The sequence below is a fragment of the Pararhizobium sp. DWP3-4 genome, from assembly GCF_049898205.1.
In the GTDB taxonomy this organism is placed as follows: Bacteria; Pseudomonadota; Alphaproteobacteria; order Rhizobiales; family Rhizobiaceae; genus Pararhizobium.
In genome coordinates, this window is record NZ_JAFCXF010000004.1 from 448,365 (window position 1) to 466,153 (window position 17,789).

Here is a 17,789-nt window from a genome sequence, read left to right on the forward strand (position 1 = left end):
ATAGACGCCATCGGTCAGTGCGAATTCTATGCAAATGCCTAAAAAACATACAAAATAAGGCTACGTTTTACGCTTGTCGGTTCCCCGACTTACGGGCATTTTGAGGCATGCTCCCTAACCCTACCGTATCCATCATCACCCCTGCGGAAATGTCCGCGATCGACAGCGAGGCCGCACATTCGGGGATCGACAGTTTCAGGCTGATGACATCGGCGGGTCTGGCCGTTTCCGCTGCAGCATTGCGGCTTTATCCGCAGGCGCTTCGGTTTGTCGTTTTGTGCGGGCCTGGCAACAATGGCGGCGATGGTTATATCGCGGCTGCGGCGTTGCAGCGAAGCGGCGCAAAGGTCGCCGTTCACGCTTTGGGGGATACCGTGTCTCTCAAGGGCGATGCAGCCCGTGCCCATGCGCAGTGGGTGTATCGTGTGGAAGCTCTGCAGTCCTACCGGCCAAAAACCGGAGATGTCGTCATCGACGCCGTGTTCGGCGCGGGCCTGTCCCGTGCTGTCCCAGGAGATGCCGCCTTGGTGATGCAGGCTGTCACGCAAGCGCAGATTCCCGTTATCGCCATTGACCTGCCGTCCGGTCTTGACGGCCGCACCGGACAGGTGCTGGGCGAGAGTTTTCGAGCCAGCCATACCGTTACCTTCATGGCGCGAAAGCCGGGGCATCTGCTTTTGCCGGGGCGCTCGCTTTGCGGCAGCCTGGACGTGTTCGACATCGGTATCCCCGAACGTTTGCTTAAAAGCCATACTAGCAGGCTTTGCGAAAACGGCCCGCATCTCTGGGCCGGCCATACGCATGCGCTTGATCCGTCGGCCCACAAATTCACGCGCGGCCATCTCGCCGTCTTCTCGGGCGGACCGCTGTCAACCGGCGCGGCGCGGCTGTCGGCTGCGGCCGCACTGACGGCGGGCGCCGGACTGGTGACAATTGCATCGATCTCTGCGGCGCTCGCGGCCAATGCCGCGCATTTGACAGCCGTGATGCTGAAGGAGATCGACGATGCCGCCGCTCTGTCGCATTGGCTTGCCGACAAGCGCATCAGCGCCTTCGTGCTCGGTCCGGGATTTGGCGATCTGGAGAGGGCGCGGCAATACGCCCTGATGCTCTGCAACCGGGCGCTGGTGCTTGATGCCGACGGGATCACTGCGTTCAAGGAAAATCCAGCGCCGCTTTTCGACGCTTTTTCGCAGGGTGAACCCCATCTGGTCATGACGCCGCATGATGGCGAGTTCGCCCGGTTGTTTCCGGATATCGACGCCGGCCCAACTCTGTCAAAGGTCGATCGCGTTATCCTGGCTGCCAAACGCAGCCACGCCGTCATCGTCTACAAGGGCGCCGACACCGTCATCGCCGCGCCCGACGGGCGCGCCGCGATCAACACCAACGCCCCGCCCTGGCTGGCAACCGCGGGGTCGGGCGATACGCTCGCCGGTATCATCGGCGCGCATCTGGCGCAGGGCATGCCGGCATTCGAAGCCGCCGCTTCAGGCGTCTGGCGTCACGGCCGGGCCGGCGTCAAGGCAGGCGAGGGGCTGACGGCAGAGGAACTTGCCGCTGCGATCGAGCCACTGCCTGTGGCCGGTTGATCAGTCCACCCGCTTCTGCAGCGCCCGTGCGCCGTTCGGCGCATTGACCTTGCCCTCGCTGATGAAAAAGGCAAATACGTCGCGTGGCTGCTTTTCCGGCTTGTGGGCGGAATCCGCATGGGCGAGATCGCCGATATCGCCGCCTGCCGCCCAAATTTTCACCCGGTCGGCCCAGAGATCAAGGCGTTTTTCATCGTAACAGGTCGCCACGTCATCGCTGCCGGTCTGAAGGCGCGCATAGACGAAATCACCGGTGACATCGGCGATCATCGGATAGTCGAAATGATCGGCGCAGACGACCGCCACCTTATGCTTGACAAGCAAGGCGGTGAATTCCGGCGTGCGGAAGGAATCGTGGCGTACCTCCACGACATGACGTAGCGTCAAGCCATCCTGCTTCTCCGGCAGCAGTGCCAGAAACGCGCCAAAATCCTCGACGTCGAATTTTTTCGTCGGCATGAACTGCCACAGGATCGGCCCCAGATGCGGCCCGAGTTCGGTCAGCCCCTGGCCCAGAAATTTGCCGATCGACTCGCCAGCTTCCGCCAGCACCTTCTTATTGGTGGTAAAACGGCTGGCCTTCAGCGAGAAGACAAAATCATCCGGCACTTCCGACGCCCATTTGGCGAACGTCTCCGGCTTTTGCGAGCCGTAATAGGTGCCGTTGACCTCGATGGCTTTCAGCTGGCTGCTGGCATATTCCAGCTGCCGCTTCTTCGTCAGCGTCTCCGGATAGAACGTCCCCTCCCAGGGATCAAAGGTCCAGCCGCCAATACCGCAACGGATCGTGCCTGATTTGGTCATGTGCCCACCCTCCGGTCTTTGCCTTACTCTGCCGCCACCATCTTGCGGATCGGCCTTCGTTCCAGAAGGTCTTTCAGGAAGGCGCCCGTATGCGAGCGCTTTTCCTTGACGATATCTTCCGGCGTTCCGGCTGCGATCACCTCGCCACCACCATCGCCACCTTCCGGACCGAAATCGATCACCCAGTCGGCGGTCTTGATGACTTCGAGATTATGCTCGATGACGACGACCGAATTGCCCTGGTTGACCAGTTCGTGCAGCACTTCGAGCAGCTTGGCGACGTCATGGAAATGCAGGCCGGTGGTCGGCTCGTCGAGAATGTAGAGCGTGCGGCCGGTCGAGCGTTTCGACAGTTCCTTGGCGAGCTTGACGCGCTGCGCCTCGCCGCCCGACAGGGTGTTGGCCTGCTGGCCGACCTTGATATAGCCGAGCCCGACGCCCTGCAACGCCTGCAGCTTGTCGCGCACCGCCGGAACGGCGGCGAAGAACTCGACGCCTTCCTCGACGGTCATGTCGAGCACGTCGGCGATCGACTTGCCCTTGAAATGCACGTCGAGCGTTTCGCGGTTGTAGCGCTTGCCGTGGCAGACGTCGCAGGTGACATAGACATCCGGCAGGAAGTGCATCTCGATCTTGATGACGCCGTCACCCTGGCAGGCCTCGCAGCGGCCGCCCTTGACGTTGAAGGAGAAGCGGCCCGGCTGATAGCCGCGCGTCTTTGCTTCCGGCAGTCCGGCAAACCAGTCGCGGATCGGCGTGAAGGCGCCGGTATAGGTGGCCGGGTTGGAGCGCGGCGTGCGGCCGATCGGTGACTGATCGATGTCGATGACCTTGTCGATATGTTCGAAACCGTCGATCCGGTCGTGCTCGGCCGGGTTTTCACGCGCACCCATGATCCGCCGGGCCGCCGCCTTGTACAGCGTCTCGATCAGGAAGGTCGACTTGCCGCCGCCCGATACGCCGGTGACGGCGGTGAAAATGCCAAGCGGGATCGACGCCGTGACGTTCTTCAGATTGTTAGCGCGGGCACCGACGACGGTGATTTCCTTTTTCTTCTTCGGCTTGCGCCGTTCCGCCGGAACCGCGACGGCCATTTCGCCCGAAAGATATTTGCCGGTCAGTGAATTCGGGTTGGCGAGAACTTCCGCCGGTGTGCCCTGTGCCACGACCTCGCCGCCGTGAATGCCGGCAGCCGGGCCGATATCGACCACATAGTCAGCAGTCATGATTGCGTCTTCGTCGTGCTCGACGACAATTACGGTGTTGCCGATGTCGCGCAGATGCCGCAGCGTATCGAGCAGCCGGGCGTTGTCGCGCTGGTGCAGGCCGATCGATGGTTCGTCGAGAACGTAGAGCACGCCGGTGAGACCCGAACCGATCTGCGAGGCAAGCCGGATGCGCTGGCTTTCGCCGCCCGACAGCGTGCCGGAATTGCGCGACAGGCTGAGATATTCTAGCCCGACATCGTTGAGAAACCGCAGCCGTTCGCGGATTTCCTTCAGAATGCGCACCGCGATCTCGTTCTGCTTGGCGTTCATGTGCTCGGGCAGGACCTCGAACCAATCACGCGCCACGCGGATCGACATCTGTGTGACTTCACCGATATGCAGCTTGTTGATCTTGACCGCGAGCGCTTCCGGCTTCAGGCGAAAACCGTTGCAGGCCGGGCAGGGGGCTGCCGACATGTAACGTTCGATTTCCTCGCGCGCCCAGGCACTGTCGGTCTCCTTCCAGCGCCGCTCCAGATTGGGCACGATGCCTTCGAAATTCTTGGTCGTATTGTAGGAGCGGGCGCCGTCCTCGTAATGGAAGCTGATCTTTTCCTCGGTGCCCTGCAGGATAGCGTGCCTGGCCGCGTCGGAAAGATCGGTCCATTTGCTCGACAGCTTGAAGCCGAAAGCTTTTCCCAGCGCTTCGAGCGTCTGATTGTAGTAAGGTGAGGATGATTTGGCCCAGGGGGCGATGGCGCCGTTCTTCAGGGTCCGGTCGGGTTCCGGCACGATCAGCGCCTCGTCGATCTTCTGCTGGCTGCCCAGACCATCGCAGGTCGGGCAGGCACCGAACGGGTTGTTGAACGAGAACAGCCGCGGTTCGATTTCCGAAATGGTAAAGCCCGACACCGGGCAGGCGAATTTTTCCGAAAACAGCACGCGCTCATGCGTCTCGTTCAGCGACTTGTTGGCCGAACCGCCAGCCGAGGTTTCTTCCGGCGGCAGCGGCTTGTCGGCAAATTCGGCAATCGCCAGGCCATCGGCAAGCGTCAGGCATGTTTCCAGACTGTCGGCGAGGCGCGCCGTCAGGTCCGGACGCACGACGACGCGATCGACGACGACATCGATGTCATGCTTGTATTTCTTGTCGAGTATCGGCGCCTCGGCGATCTCGTAAAACTGCCCGTCGATCTTGACGCGCTGAAAGCCCTTCTTCATCAGCTCGGCAAGCTCCTTCTTATACTCGCCCTTTCTGCCGCGCACGATCGGCGCGAGAATATAAAGACGGGTACCTTCGCCAAAACCGACGACCCGATCGACCATCTGGCTGACCGTCTGGCTTTCGATCGGCAGGCCGGTTGCCGGCGAATAGGGCACGCCGACGCGGGCAAACAAAAGCCGCATATAATCGTAGATTTCGGTAACCGTGCCGACCGTCGAGCGCGGATTGCGCGACGTGGTCTTCTGCTCGATCGAGATGGCAGGAGAAAGGCCGTCGATCTGATCGACATCCGGCTTCTGCATCATCTCGAGAAACTGGCGGGCATAGGCCGACAGGCTTTCGACATAGCGCCGCTGTCCCTCGGCATAGATCGTGTCGAAAGCCAGCGAGGATTTCCCCGAGCCGGAGAGGCCGGTCATGACGATCAGCTTGTTGCGCGGCAGATCGAGGTCGATGCCCTTGAGATTGTGCTCGCGCGCGCCGCGGATGGAAATGGTCTCGAGTTTGCTCATCGTGCCCAGCTTTGTATCTGCATTGGAAAGCTCCTATTTAAGGTCGCCAGCGGCCATGTCGAGGCGGAAGGTGAAAAACAGCGGGCTTTCCGAGTCGGTTGACAAGATATTACGAATTTATTAGAACAAAGAAAGAACAAAATTTGAAATCTGTTGTGGATGACACAATGCAAAGGGGCGTATGCTGGGCCGTCAGCCGCTAAGATGTGCGCTCTGAATTTGGTAGCCGGGCTGCAAGGCCGGGCAGGATAGCGGGAAAAGCAAGATGGCAGGCAGTGTCAACAAGGTGATTTTGATCGGTAACCTCGGGGCAGACCCGGAAATCCGGCGCACGCAGGACGGCAAGCCGATCGCCAACCTGAACATTGCCACGTCCGAAAGCTGGCGTGACCGCAATTCCGGCGAGCGCAAGGAAAAGACCGAATGGCATCGTGTGGTGATCTTCAACGAAGGTCTCTGCAAGGTTGCCGAGCAGTATCTGAAGAAGGGTGCGACGGTCTATATCGAGGGCCAGCTGCAGACCCGCAAATGGCAGGACAAGGATGGCCAGGATCGCTATTCGACGGAAGTCGTTCTGCAGGGCTTCAACTCGACGCTGACGATGCTCGGCGGCCGGGGTGACGGGCAGGGCGCCGGCGGCGGCCGCGGTGGCTCCGAGTATGGCGGCGGCAACACGGGCGGCGGCTCGGACAATTACGGCGGCGATTACGATCGTCCCTCCTCGGCACCGGCAGCCCGCTCCGGCGGCGGCGCGAGTAGCGGTGGAAACTTTTCGCGCGATATGGACGACGATATCCCGTTCTGATCGAAGCTCTCCATTGTCAAAAAAGCCCGGGAAACCGGGCTTTTTTCGTTGGCGGAACCTGCTTCAGCCAAGCGTGGTCACAAGGCCATGGTCGATTTGACGCCATCGACGACGAACTGAACCGCCAACGCCGCCAGAATGACGCCCAGCAATCGTGTGAGGATGGCACGGCCGGTAACGCCCAGGAACCGGTCGATGCGATCGGCGATGACGAGGGCGGCAAACAGGACGGCAAGGCAGAAGGCGATGACCAGGATCAGTTGAACCCGGTCGATCGTCGCGGAAAAGGAGCCCGAGAGCAGGATCGTCGCCGAGATCGCGCCCGGGCCGGCAATCAGCGGCAGCGCTAAGGGAAACACCGCTATATTGTGGATATGGTCGCGGGTAATGGCAGTCTCGCCGGTCTTTTCCTTGCGCTCGTTGCGCTTCTCGAAAATCATCTCGAAGGCGATCCAGAAGAGCAGCAGTCCGCCGGCAATCCGGAAGGCGCCGATCGAGATGCCCAGCAGGCCGAGGATGCCGTTTCCGAACAGCGCGAAGGCCGAGAGGATGAAGAAGGCGATCAGCGTACCGCGCCGCGCCACCAGAAAGCGTTCGTGCCGGCTCATGCCGACGGTCAGGCTGAGGAAGATCGGCGCAAGGCCGGGCGGATCGATGGTGACCAGGATCGTGGTCAGCGCATTGATCAGAAGGTCGAATTGAGACATCCCATTCCCCTCGCGGCCTTGTTTATGATGACCGTCTGATGAATTGTTAGGCGAGGGTGGCTTCGAATGAAAGGGCTGTCCTTCACTGTTTAGCCGCTTTTGCCTTGCAAATGCCCGCGAGAGCGCCGATGAGCCTAAAAGGCTGTTCAAAACCCAGCCCTGAAATTGGCGCTCGCCAATCCATTCGGCTATAAAAATCTGTCTGATTCTGAACAAAGATCGTGATCGAAATTGACTGAACAAAGCACACCAGGCGGCGGCAAGAATCCACCAGGCATCGAGCCCATTTCCATCATGGAGGAAATGCAGCGCTCGTATCTCGATTACGCCATGAGCGTTATCGTCAGCCGTGCTCTTCCCGATGTCCGCGATGGTCTGAAGCCCGTGCACCGGCGCATCCTGTTCGGGATGAGCGAGCTGGGCATCGACTGGAACAAGAAATACGTCAAATGCGCCCGCGTCACCGGGGACGTGATGGGTAAATTCCATCCGCACGGCAACTCGGCGATCTATGACGCGCTTGCCCGCATGGCCCAGCCCTGGTCGCTACGCCTGCCGCTGATCGACGGTCAGGGCAATTTCGGCTCGATCGACGGCGACCCGCCGGCGGCCGAACGTTACACCGAGTGCCGCCTGCAGAAGGCAGCCCATGCGCTGCTCGACGACCTCGACAAGGAAACCGTCGATTTTCGCGACAACTATGACGGTACGCTCAGCGAACCGTCCGTCGTTCCGGCGAAATTCCCCAACCTTCTGGTCAATGGCGCCGGCGGCATCGCCGTCGGCATGGCGACCAATATCCCGCCGCACAATCTGATCGAAGTGATCAACGGATGTATCGCCCTGATCGATGAGCCGGCGCTTGAACTGCCGCAGCTGATGGAGATCATTCCGGGGCCGGACTTCCCGACCGGCGCTTTCATTCTTGGCCGCTCCGGCATCCGTTCGGCCTATGAGACCGGCCGTGGCTCGGTCATCATGCGCGGCCGCGCCACCATCGAACCGATGCGCGGCGACCGCGAGCAGATCATCATCACCGAAGTTCCCTTCCAGGTGAACAAGGCGACGATGATCGAGAAAATGGCCGAACTGGTCAAGGACAAGCGCATCGAGGGCATTTCGGACCTTCGCGACGAATCCGACCGTCAGGGCTACCGCGTCGTCGTCGAGCTGAAACGCGATGCCAATGCTGAAGTGATCCTCAACCAGCTCTATCGCTACACACCGTTGCAGACCTCGTTTGGCTGCAACATGGTGGCGCTGAACGGCGGCAAGCCGGAGCAGATGACCCTGCTCGACATGCTGCGCGCTTTCGTCTCCTTCCGCGAGGAAGTCATCAGCCGCCGCACCAAGTATCTGCTGCGCAAGGCGCGCGATCGTGCGCATGTCTTGGTCGGCCTGGCGATTGCCGTTGCCAATATCGACGAGATCATCAAGCTGATCCGCAGCGCCCCGGATCCAGCCACCGCGCGCGAACAGTTGATGACGCGCCGCTGGCCGGCATCGGATGTCGAAAGCCTGATCCGTCTGATCGACGATCCGCGTCACCGCATCAACGAGGACCTCACCTACAACCTGTCCGAAGAGCAGGCCCGGGCCATCCTCGAGCTGCGTCTCGCCCGCTTGACGGCGCTTGGCCGCGATGAAATCGGCGACGAGCTGAACAAGATCGGCGCCGAGATCAGCGACTATCTCGATATCCTGTCCTCGCGCATCCGCATCATGACCATCGTCAAGGACGAACTCATCGCCGTGCGCGAAGAATTCGGCACACCGCGTCGCACCGTGATCGTCGAAGGCGGTCCGGATATGGACGACGAAGACCTGATCGCCCAGGAAGACATGGTCATCACCGTGTCCCATCTCGGCTACATCAAGCGTGTGCCGCTGGCGACCTATCGGGCCCAGCGCCGCGGTGGCAAGGGCCGCTCCGGCATGGCGACCCGCGACGAGGATTTCGTCACGCGCCTGTTCGTTGCCAATACCCATACGCCGATGCTGTTCTTCTCGTCGCGTGGCATCGTCTACAAGGAAAAGGTCTGGCGCTTGCCGATCGGCACGCCGCAATCGCGCGGCAAGGCCCTGATCAACATGCTGCCGCTGGAACCCGGCGAACGCATCACCACCATCATGCCGCTGCCAGAGGATGAAACGACGTGGGAAAACCTCGACGTGATGTTCTCGACGACCCGTGGCACGGTCCGCCGCAACAAGCTGTCGGATTTCGTCCAGGTCAATCGCAACGGCAAGATTGCCATGAAGCTCGACGAGGAGGGCGATGAAATCCTCTCCGTCGAAACCTGCACCGAGCATGACGACGTGCTGATGACGACGGCGCTCGGCCAGTGCATCCGCTTTTCGGTCGATGACGTCCGCGTCTTTGCCGGCCGTAACTCGATCGGCGTTCGCGGCATCACGCTCGGCGACGGCGACCGGATCATCTCGATGACCATTGTCGGCCATGTCGATGCCGAGCCGTGGGAGCGTGCAGCTTACCTCAAGCGCGCTGCCGCCGAGCGGCGGGCTGCAACCGGCGAGGACGAGGAAATCGCACTGGTCGGCGAAGAGGTGACCGAAGAAGGTCAGCTGGACGATGCCCGTTATGAAGAGCTTAAGGCACGCGAACAGTTCGTGCTGACGGTCTCCGTCAAGGGTTTTGGCAAGCGCTCCTCCACCTACGACTTCCGCACCTCTGGACGCGGCGGCAAGGGTATTCGCGCAACGGATACCTCCAAGACCGGCGAAATCGGCGAACTGGTTGCGGCTTTCCCGGTCGAAGACAACGACCAGATCATGCTGGTGTCCGATGGCGGCCAGCTGATCCGTGTTCCGGTTGGGGGCATCCGGCTTGCCAGCCGCGCCACCAAGGGCGTGACGATCTTCACGACTGCAAAGGACGAGAAAGTTGTGTCCGTTGAACGGATCAGCGAGCCGGAACCCGAAGAGGGCGATGAGGTCGCAGGCCAGACGGACGTGTCGGATGAGGATATGCCGGCCACTGAGCCGCCTGCCACAACGGAAGAATGAAACCTTCCGTCCTATGATTACAAAAAGCCGGGCGATCGCATCGCCCGGCTTTTTCTCTTGCGGCTGCCATCGGGCAATTGCGGCAAAGAAAAACCGGACTGGCAGGGAACCGTCCGGCTTTTATTTCAGGGCACTGGAGGTTGCCGCTGTGAAAACTTAAAATTTCAGACGCTGAAACCACCGGTGTCCCGGCTCATAGCCTTCATCGCGTTTCTGTCGCGCTGAAGCTCGAAAATGGTTTTAGCGAAATCGACCAGGAACACGATACTGATCACTGCCGAAATGAGCATCATTGTGATGGCCATTGCAGTTTATCCTCTACTTGAACAAACGATTGCCGGTGAGACCAGGCCGGTCCATGCGCGCTTCGCTTCTGATTGCGTTTGCGGTTGCAAAAATCATGACAAAAAACATGGTCATCGACAGAAGAATAAGTGCCATAGCGGTGATCCTTTCAGCCGATAAACGGCCGTCACTGGAAAAAGTTCCGTTCTCTACTTCGCGGAATATCAAACCCTCTTTGAAGCAACCTTGAACGTGTCCTTCATCTAGCATTCATACCATCCAGCTTGTGTTCCGCAGGGAACACGTGGAGCGGCAAGGGTGCTCCCTTGCGATTGGCCGCAGTCCGTGACAAAAGGCTTCGAAACGGAAACGGGCGTTATGACCACTGCTTTTTACCCAGGCTCCTTCGACCCGATGACGAACGGTCACCTCGACGTGCTGGTGCAGGCGCTGAACGTGGCGCCGACGGTCATCGTTGCGATCGGCATCCATCCCGGCAAGACGCCGCTGTTTTCCTTCGAGGAACGGGCAGCCCTTATCGCCCAGTCGTTGAAGGAATTCCTTCCGGAAAGAGCCGGCGATATTTCGGTCGTGTCTTTTGACGATCTGGTGGTCGATGCTGCGCGAAAACATGGCGCTTCGCTGCTGGTGCGTGGCCTGCGTGACGGCACGGATCTCGACTACGAGATGCAGATGTCAGGCATGAACAGGCAGATGGCGCCAGATATCCAGACCCTGTTTCTTCCTGCCGGGACGGCATCGCGGCCCATTACCGCCACATTGGTTCGCCAGATCGCTGCCATGGGCGGTGATGTCAGCGCCTTCGTACCCAAGGCCGTTCATCTGGCCTTGAACGCAAAACGCAAATCCTGACGTTTTCCTTTTATTCCACGGGAGTTCATATGAAAATTCTCCAACTCGCTTTCGCAGGCGCCGTTGTCCTCGCATCCCTGACCAGCACTGCCTTTGCCCAGGCCAAGGAATACATCACCATCACGCTGAAGGATGGCCCGGTCGTCATCGAACTGATGCCGGACGTTGCGCCCAAGCATGCTGCACGCATCAAGGAACTGGCCGCAGCCGGTGACTACAACAACGTCGCCTTCCACCGCGTCATCCCGGGCTTCATGGCCCAGACCGGCGACGTCCAGTACGGCAATATGGAAAAAGACTTCAAGGCCGACATGGCCGGCATGGGCGGTTCTTCGAAGCCGAACGTCGAAGCTGAATTTTCCAAGGTCCCGTTTGAGCGCGGCACAGTCGGCATGGCCCGCAGCCAGGATCCGAACTCCGCCAATTCGCAGTTCTTCATCATGTTCGCACCCGGCGATTTCCTCAACGGCCAGTACACGGTCGTCGGCAAGGTCGTCGAAGGCATGGACAATGTCGACAAGATCAAGAAGGGCGACGAAGCCAACAATGGTTCCGTCACCGATCCCGACCGCATGATAAGCGTCAAGGTCGGCAAGTAACACACGTTTTAAAACACTCGCTCTAACAACAAGGAGAAGGCCATGACAGAGATCAAGGATCCTGAAAACACTATCATCATGGAAACCACCAAGGGGCAGGTGATCATCCAGCTTCTGCCCGACCTGGCACCGGGCCACGTTGCCCGCATCAAGGAACTGTGCGCCGAAGGCGCCTATGACGGCGTCGTTTTCCACCGCGTCATCGACGACTTCATGGCGCAGACCGGCGACGTGCAGTACGGCAAGACGGGCGGCAAGGATTTCAATCCGGCCCGCGCCGGCATGGGCGGCTCCGAAAAGCCCGACCTCAAAGCCGAATTCTCCAACATGAGCCATGTGCGCGGCACGTGCTCGATGGCGCGCAGCCAGATGCCGAATTCCGCCAATTCGCAGTTCTTCATCTGCTTCACCGACAGCCCATGGCTGAACAAGCAGTATTCGGTCTGGGGCCAGGTCATTTCCGGCATGGACAATATCGACAAGATCAAGAAGGGCGAGCCCGTCAAGGATCCCGACAGCATCGTGTCGATGAAACTTGCCGCCAACGCCTAATTCAGGCTATTGCCAAAACCCGTCCCGGATGGCCTTCAAAAGGCGCCGGGGCGGGTTTGCCGTTTAAAGAAGATTTTCATGCGCGTCGATCTGTTCGATTTCGATCTCCCCGAGGATAACATTGCGCTGCGGCCCGCAAGCCCACGCGACAGTGCCCGTCTGCTTGTCGTCCAGCCGAATGAAAGCGTGGAGCTCTCCGATCGCAGCGTCATGGACCTGCCGTCGTTTCTGCGCCCCGGCGATGCCCTCGTTTTCAACGATACCAAGGTTATTCCTGCCCAACTGGAAGGCCTGCGCCGGCGTGGCGAGGACGTGGTCACGCAAGTGTCGCTGACGCTGCACATGCGCGTCGCACCCGACCGATGGAAGGCGTTTGCCCGTCCGGCCAAACGTCTCAAGCCCGGCGACCGGATCGAGTTCGGTCACGGCTCCAACACCTGCTTAATGGGCGCGCTGGACGCGACCGTCGAGGATAAGGGCGAGGCGGGCGAGGTGACCCTGCGGTTCGATCTTTCCGGCCCGGCGCTGGACGAGGCGATCCTTGCCGTCGGCCACATCCCTTTGCCGCCCTATATCGCGTCCAAGCGCCCGGAAGACGAGCAGGACCGCACCGACTACCAGACAGTCTACGCCCGCGAACACGGCGCGGTGGCGGCACCCACCGCCGGTCTGCATTTCACCGACCGCCTGTTCGAAGCGCTGGATGCGCTTGGCGTCGAGCGCCATTTCGTGACATTGCACGTGGGTGCTGGAACTTTCCTGCCGATGAAGGTCGATGATACCGACGACCACGTCATGCACCAGGAGATCGGCCATGTCAGCGCCGTAGTTGCCGAACGCCTGAATGCGGTCAAGGCGAGGGGCGGGCGCATCGTCTGTGTCGGCACCACCTCGCTGCGGCTGCTCGAAAGTGCGGCGGAGGAGAATGGCGATATCCGCCCCTGGTCCGGCCCGACCGGCATCTTCATCACCCCCGGCTACCGCTTCCGCGCCGTGGATATGCTGATGACCAATTTTCACCTGCCGAAGTCGACGCTGTTCATGCTCGTCTCGGCCTTCAGTGGCCTCGAGACGATGCGGCGGGCCTATGCCCATGCGATCGACACCGGCTACCGTTTCTATTCCTACGGCGATTCCAGCCTGCTTTTCCGGGATGCAACATGACCGAAACATTTCAGTTCAACATTAAGGCAACCGACGGCAAGGCGCGTCGCGGCACGGTATCGATGCCGCGCGGAGAAATCCGCACGCCCGCATTCATGCCGGTCGGAACCGTGGGCACGGTCAAGGCGATGTATCTCGATCAGGTCCGCGATCTCGGCGCCGACATCATTCTGGGCAATACCTACCATCTGATGCTGCGCCCCGGCCCGGAGCGGGTAGCGCGTCTGGGCGGCCTGCACGAGCTGATCCGCTGGCCGTATCCGATCCTCACCGACAGCGGCGGCTTCCAGGTCATGTCGCTGGCTGGCCTGCGCAAACTTGACGAGAAGGGCGTGACCTTCAAGAGCCATGTCGATGGCGCTTTGCATCATATGTCGCCGGAACGCTCGATCGAAATCCAGGGCATGCTCGATAGCGATATCCAGATGCAACTCGATGAATGTGTGAGACTTCCGGCTGAACCCACTGATATTGAACGCGCAATGGAAATGTCGTTGCGTTGGGCCGACCGTTGCAAGACCGCTTTTGGTGACCAGACCGGCAAGGCGATGTTCGGCATCGTCCAGGGCGGCGACATTCCGGCGCTGCGTATCCGTTCGGCCCAGGCGCTGTCTGGTCTCGACCTCAAGGGCTATGCGATCGGCGGTCTTGCCGTCGGTGAACCGCAAGCCGTCATGCTGGATATGCTGGATATCACATGCCCGGAACTGCCGGTCGAAAAGCCGCGTTACCTGATGGGCGTCGGCACGCCCGACGATATCCTGAAATCGGTGGCGCGCGGCATCGACATGTTCGATTGCGTCATGCCGACAAGGGCCGGCCGCCATGGTCTGGCTTTCACCCGGCGCGGGCGGGTCAACCTGCGCAATGCCCGTCATGCCGAAGATATCAGGCCACTGGACGATCAGTCCACGTGCCCGGCAGCGCACGACTATTCCCGCGCCTACCTGCACCATCTCGTCCGCGCCGACGAAAGCCTCGGCGGCATGCTTTTGACCTGGAACAATCTGGCCTATTACCAGGACCTGATGGCCGGCATCCGCAAGGCGATCGAGGAGGGCCGCTATGCAGCCTTCATGGAAGAGACACAGGAAGAATGGGCGCGCGGCGACCTGGCGCCGCTCTGAACAGCGCTGTAGTCAAATTTCGGAGCCTGGGGCCTGCTGCAGCATCTGCACGCCGTTGATCTTGTAGCTGCCGTCCGGTTGCCTGACGAGAAAATACAGCGCCGTCCAGTCCTTGCCGTCAGGCGCGGAGATCAACACTTCCTGCACCACCGTATCGCCAGCGATCCTGCTTCGGCCGAAGGCGAAATTGCCGGGACGATAGACCGGCGCATAACCACGCTTGACCATCTCGAAGAAAATGCTCTTGTCCGGAAATTTCTGCCGGATCTGCGGCGAGGCAAAGGAATAGGCCGTCTCCGCATCATCATTGAGAAAGGCTTCGATCTGGTTCTGGATGATCGACTGGGCCGTATCGACAGGCTCCGCCGCCAAAGCCAGCGGGGCGGACAGTAGAATGGCGATACATGCGCAGGCTCTGAGCGTCCGGATCATTCCCCATCTCCTTGCTGGCCATCAGAATAGATATGATACGTGTGCCAAGCGAGAATGGTTTCCCATGAAATTTTATATGTTTTTATATATCAAATTCAATAGTTTGAATAATTATGCTAAACCAGAAAGATAAAATTTCGTCATAACATTGGTCTCCGCGTGCGGTTTGAACGGACTAAATGCCCAGACGGTCTTTCATTCTGCCCCAGATCATCGCCGAGTGCACGCCGATCGGCCAGAACGCATGGAAGCGCATGGGTTTGATGCCGGTGACGGGCAGGTCGATCCGGGCCGATTGTCCGCCCAGCAGCCGTTGGGCCAGCTGTTTGCCCATAGCCGTCGCCAACGCCACGCCACGGCCGTTGCAGCCAAGATAGATCAGGGTGTCTTCAGCCGGTTCATGCAGATGGGGCAGGTGGTCCGGCGTCATCGCCAGCTGGCCGTTCCAGGCATGGGTCCAGTGGATACCCGCAAGACCCGGCCAAAGGCTTTCGGCATAGCGTTTCAGGTAATCGAGCGGCCCGGTTTGCCCGGACAATGCCCGCTGCGGCCCACGGCCACCCATCAGCAGCCGGTTCTGCTTGTCGAGCCGGTAATAGACGGTGATATGACCGCTTTCGTAGAGCACCGGACGCTGCGGCAAAATGCGGGCCGCGAGATCATCGGGCAGGGGTTCTGTCGCAACGATCGAACTGTAAACGGGGACCAGGGATTTCCTCAAGCCCGGCCAGAGCCCGCCCGTGTATGCATTTGTAACAACAAGCAATTTATCCGCCGTGACAGTCGCCTTGTCGGTGGTCAAAAACCATTTTCCGGATTGTCTGCGGGCCGAGGCAACACGGCTATCGCCATGGATCGATGCGCCGGCATTCTGGGCTGCTGCCGCAAGGCCGCGCGCGTAATTCAAAGGATGCAGATCGCCGCCGCGCGGATCAAACAGCGCCGCCGGGTATCGATCCGTTCCCGTTGCCAGCGCCGTTTCGCTCGCATCGAGCAAGCGCGTCGGCATGCCATGCCTGGCGCATTGGTTTGCCGTGACATCGATTGCCCTGGCCGTTCGCGTATTGGTCGCGGCCCGCAACGTACCGTTCTGGCGTGCCTCGCAATCGATGCCCAGACGGGAAATGAGATCGAAGGTGAAATCCGGTGCGCCCCAGGCCATGTCGATCATACGCTGGCCGAGGTCACGGCCAAACTGGCCCAGCACTTCGTTGGGATTGAATTTTAGTCCAGGATTGACCTGTCCGCCATTGCGCCCGGACGCGCCACAGCCGGGCTCATTGGCTTCCAGCACGCAGACATCGACACCCATTTCAGCCAGGTGTAACGCTGCGGACAGCCCGGCAAACCCGGCCCCGATGATGGCGACCGACGCGGTTCGGTCGGTGTCCAGCGGCGGCGTCGATGGTGCGGGACGCGCGGTGTCGCTATAGAGGCTGGTCTGCAACGGACTTGCTGGCATGCTGTGCCTTCATCAGGATGGAAGGCCATTCTGCACGGCAGGCCGCGTTTGGGAAGGAGGTTTCCAAGGCAACCAGTGCCGGCATAAGGCAACCGGTCTTGTGAGTTCATGCTGAAGCGCGACCAGCGGTTTCGAGAGGCTAACCGGTACGCCGGATTTGCGCGAGGAGTTTCTGGCGGAAGACTTCGGCGGGTGTTTTGTAGCCGAGGCATTTGCGTGGTGTGGCGTTCAGGTGATGGCAGATCTCGGTGAGATCACGATCCCTGAGAGACAATGGATCCATCTCTCTTGAGAGCCATCTCCTGGCCCGTCTGTTGGTATTCTCGACGGTTCCTTTCTGCCACGGGGATTGGGGATCGCAGAACCATGTTTGCGCCCCGATGCTCGCCTGCAAGTAGGGCCAGTCGGTGAACTCAGTGCCACGGTCGAAGGTGATTGAGCGGCGTGCGAGGTGGGGCAGGGATTGCAGCACCTGGATCAGGCCGTCCATCACCGGCCGTGACTGCCGGTCGTTATTGCGCAGCAAGACGGCGAAGCGACTGACCCGTTCGACCAGCGACGTCACGTTGGCCTTTCCGAACTTCTTGCGAAACTGGATGAGATCACATTCCCAATGCCCGAACTGTTTGCGCTCGGCGACGGCGTCTGGCCGGTATAGAATGTTGACATCCGGGGTAAAACGCCGGCCATGGCGGCGCCTGGCATGCCGTGGCCGACGCCTGGCACGGTGCTCCGGCAGATGTCGCCACAGCTTGATCGCCTGTCCATCTGAGGAATAGGCGAACTTGTAGATCGTCTCATGGCTGACGCAGATCGGATGGCGCTCAAGTTGCAATCGGCCAGCAATCTGTTGCGGCGACCAGCCATGCATGATGCGCTCGATCACCGATTGGCGCAGATGCGAGAACCGGGCAAGTTTGCGGAGCTTGGCACGCCGCTCTCGCGCCATGTCATTGGCCATCACGCAGTAGTAACCGTTGAGGTCCGGCATCTCACCATCTTCGAACGTATTGCGGCGCAGCTCACGGAAAATGGTCGAGCGATGTCGGTGCAGTTTCTCGGCGATGACGTCAACGCTGATTCCAGCCGTACGCCAGCGAGCAATCTTGCGGCGTTCATCCAAATCGATCTGGGAGTAGGTGCGATTCATGTCTCGTTCCTTGCAGGGATAAACCGTTGTTATCTATTGCAAGTCGCACTTCATCCTTGAACCCACCCGGCTACAGGCCTTGTCACAGCTATTTAAAGATGAGACAAAGTAAGAAATTTAGAGACGCGACACCATCCTATTCGTTGTTACTGATTTTGCAAGATTCTATATTTGCCGATACACAGACGTAAGCCGCCGCCCGGGTGGAGCTGGTCGGGGTTGCGTAGGCCGGGCGGTGGCGGATGGCTCCAGCTGGAAGAGTAAA

Annotated in this window: 16 protein-coding genes; 8 read left to right on the plus strand and 8 right to left on the minus strand. The window is 60.0% G+C overall.

The genetic code is table 11. From position 1 onward, the window contains the following. The first annotated feature begins 107 nt into the window (after positions 1-107). On the plus strand, positions 108-1,592 hold the full coding sequence (locus ACP7E6_RS13935; protein ID WP_426230305.1) for an NAD(P)H-hydrate dehydratase: 1,485 nt from the start codon (positions 108-110) through the stop codon (positions 1,590-1,592). Here ACP7E6_RS13935 and ACP7E6_RS13940 read toward each other — a convergent pair whose 3' ends face one another. Together ACP7E6_RS13940 and uvrA are read right to left on the minus strand one after the other, a co-directional pair. After that, entirely contained in the window at positions 1,593-2,396 is an 804-nt protein-coding gene (locus ACP7E6_RS13940; protein ID WP_426230306.1) for a DUF72 domain-containing protein, read from the minus strand. Positions 2,397-2,419: 23 nt separating this feature from the next. Then, positions 2,420-5,341, minus strand: a complete 2,922-nt coding sequence (uvrA, locus tag ACP7E6_RS13945; protein ID WP_426230307.1) for an excinuclease ABC subunit UvrA — start codon at positions 5,339-5,341, stop codon at positions 2,420-2,422. Between the two features lie 265 nt (positions 5,342-5,606). Here uvrA and ACP7E6_RS13950 point away from each other — a divergent pair, with 265 nt between their 5' ends. Beyond that, the gene (locus ACP7E6_RS13950) at positions 5,607-6,146 is read left to right on the plus strand and encodes a single-stranded DNA-binding protein (protein WP_426230308.1); all 540 of its coding nucleotides are present in this window, start codon (positions 5,607-5,609) and stop codon (positions 6,144-6,146) included. 77 nt (positions 6,147-6,223) lie between these two features. Here ACP7E6_RS13950 and ACP7E6_RS13955 read toward each other — a convergent pair whose 3' ends face one another. Further along, complete coding sequence (locus tag ACP7E6_RS13955) at positions 6,224-6,853, minus strand: MarC family protein (RefSeq protein WP_426230309.1); 630 nt, start codon at positions 6,851-6,853, stop codon at positions 6,224-6,226. Positions 6,854-7,084: 231 nt separating this feature from the next. Between ACP7E6_RS13955 and gyrA the strand changes: the two genes are divergently transcribed. Continuing rightward, positions 7,085-9,880, plus strand: coding sequence for a DNA gyrase subunit A (gyrA, locus tag ACP7E6_RS13960; protein WP_426230310.1), 2,796 nt, complete (start codon positions 7,085-7,087; stop codon positions 9,878-9,880). A 164-nt stretch (positions 9,881-10,044) separates the two neighbouring features. Here gyrA and ACP7E6_RS13965 read toward each other — a convergent pair whose 3' ends face one another. Beyond that, entirely contained in the window at positions 10,045-10,185 is a 141-nt protein-coding gene (locus ACP7E6_RS13965; protein ID WP_426230311.1) for a hypothetical protein, read from the minus strand. A 13-nt stretch (positions 10,186-10,198) separates the two neighbouring features. Beyond that, on the minus strand, positions 10,199-10,435 hold the full coding sequence (locus ACP7E6_RS13970; RefSeq protein WP_426230312.1) for a hypothetical protein: 237 nt from the start codon (positions 10,433-10,435) through the stop codon (positions 10,199-10,201). A gap of 108 nt (positions 10,436-10,543) precedes the next feature. Here ACP7E6_RS13970 and coaD point away from each other — a divergent pair, with 108 nt between their 5' ends. From coaD to tgt, 5 genes are all read left to right on the plus strand, one after another. Continuing rightward, positions 10,544-11,038 (plus strand): pantetheine-phosphate adenylyltransferase, encoded by a 495-nt coding sequence (gene coaD, locus ACP7E6_RS13975; RefSeq protein ID WP_426230313.1) that lies wholly within the window; start codon positions 10,544-10,546, stop codon positions 11,036-11,038. Between the two features lie 29 nt (positions 11,039-11,067). Continuing rightward, entirely contained in the window at positions 11,068-11,637 is a 570-nt protein-coding gene (locus ACP7E6_RS13980; RefSeq protein WP_426230314.1) for a peptidylprolyl isomerase, read from the plus strand. 42 nt (positions 11,638-11,679) lie between these two features. Continuing rightward, positions 11,680-12,189, plus strand: a complete 510-nt coding sequence (locus ACP7E6_RS13985; RefSeq protein WP_113243679.1) for a peptidylprolyl isomerase — start codon at positions 11,680-11,682, stop codon at positions 12,187-12,189. 78 nt (positions 12,190-12,267) lie between these two features. Next, positions 12,268-13,353: a tRNA preQ1(34) S-adenosylmethionine ribosyltransferase-isomerase QueA gene (queA, locus tag ACP7E6_RS13990; RefSeq protein ID WP_426230315.1), complete on the plus strand. Its 1,086-nt coding sequence runs from the start codon at positions 12,268-12,270 to the stop codon at positions 13,351-13,353. After that, entirely contained in the window at positions 13,350-14,480 is a 1,131-nt protein-coding gene (gene tgt / locus ACP7E6_RS13995) for a tRNA guanosine(34) transglycosylase Tgt (RefSeq protein WP_426230316.1), read from the plus strand. The genes queA and tgt overlap by 4 nt, the downstream gene beginning before the upstream one ends. Positions 14,481-14,492: 12 nt before the next feature. Here the strand turns inward: tgt and ACP7E6_RS14000 are convergent, their stop codons facing one another. The 3 genes from ACP7E6_RS14000 to ACP7E6_RS14010 form a co-directional block, all read right to left on the minus strand. Continuing rightward, positions 14,493-14,912 (minus strand): DUF4864 domain-containing protein, encoded by a 420-nt coding sequence (locus tag ACP7E6_RS14000; RefSeq protein WP_426230317.1) that lies wholly within the window; start codon positions 14,910-14,912, stop codon positions 14,493-14,495. Positions 14,913-15,087: 175 nt separating this feature from the next. Further along, a complete protein-coding gene (locus tag ACP7E6_RS14005; RefSeq protein WP_426230318.1) occupies positions 15,088-16,374 on the minus strand; it encodes an NAD(P)/FAD-dependent oxidoreductase in 1,287 nt (428 codons plus the stop codon). A 139-nt stretch (positions 16,375-16,513) separates the two neighbouring features. Beyond that, complete coding sequence (locus ACP7E6_RS14010; RefSeq protein WP_426230319.1) at positions 16,514-17,524, minus strand: IS30 family transposase; 1,011 nt, start codon at positions 17,522-17,524, stop codon at positions 16,514-16,516. Positions 17,525-17,789 lie beyond the last annotated feature (265 nt).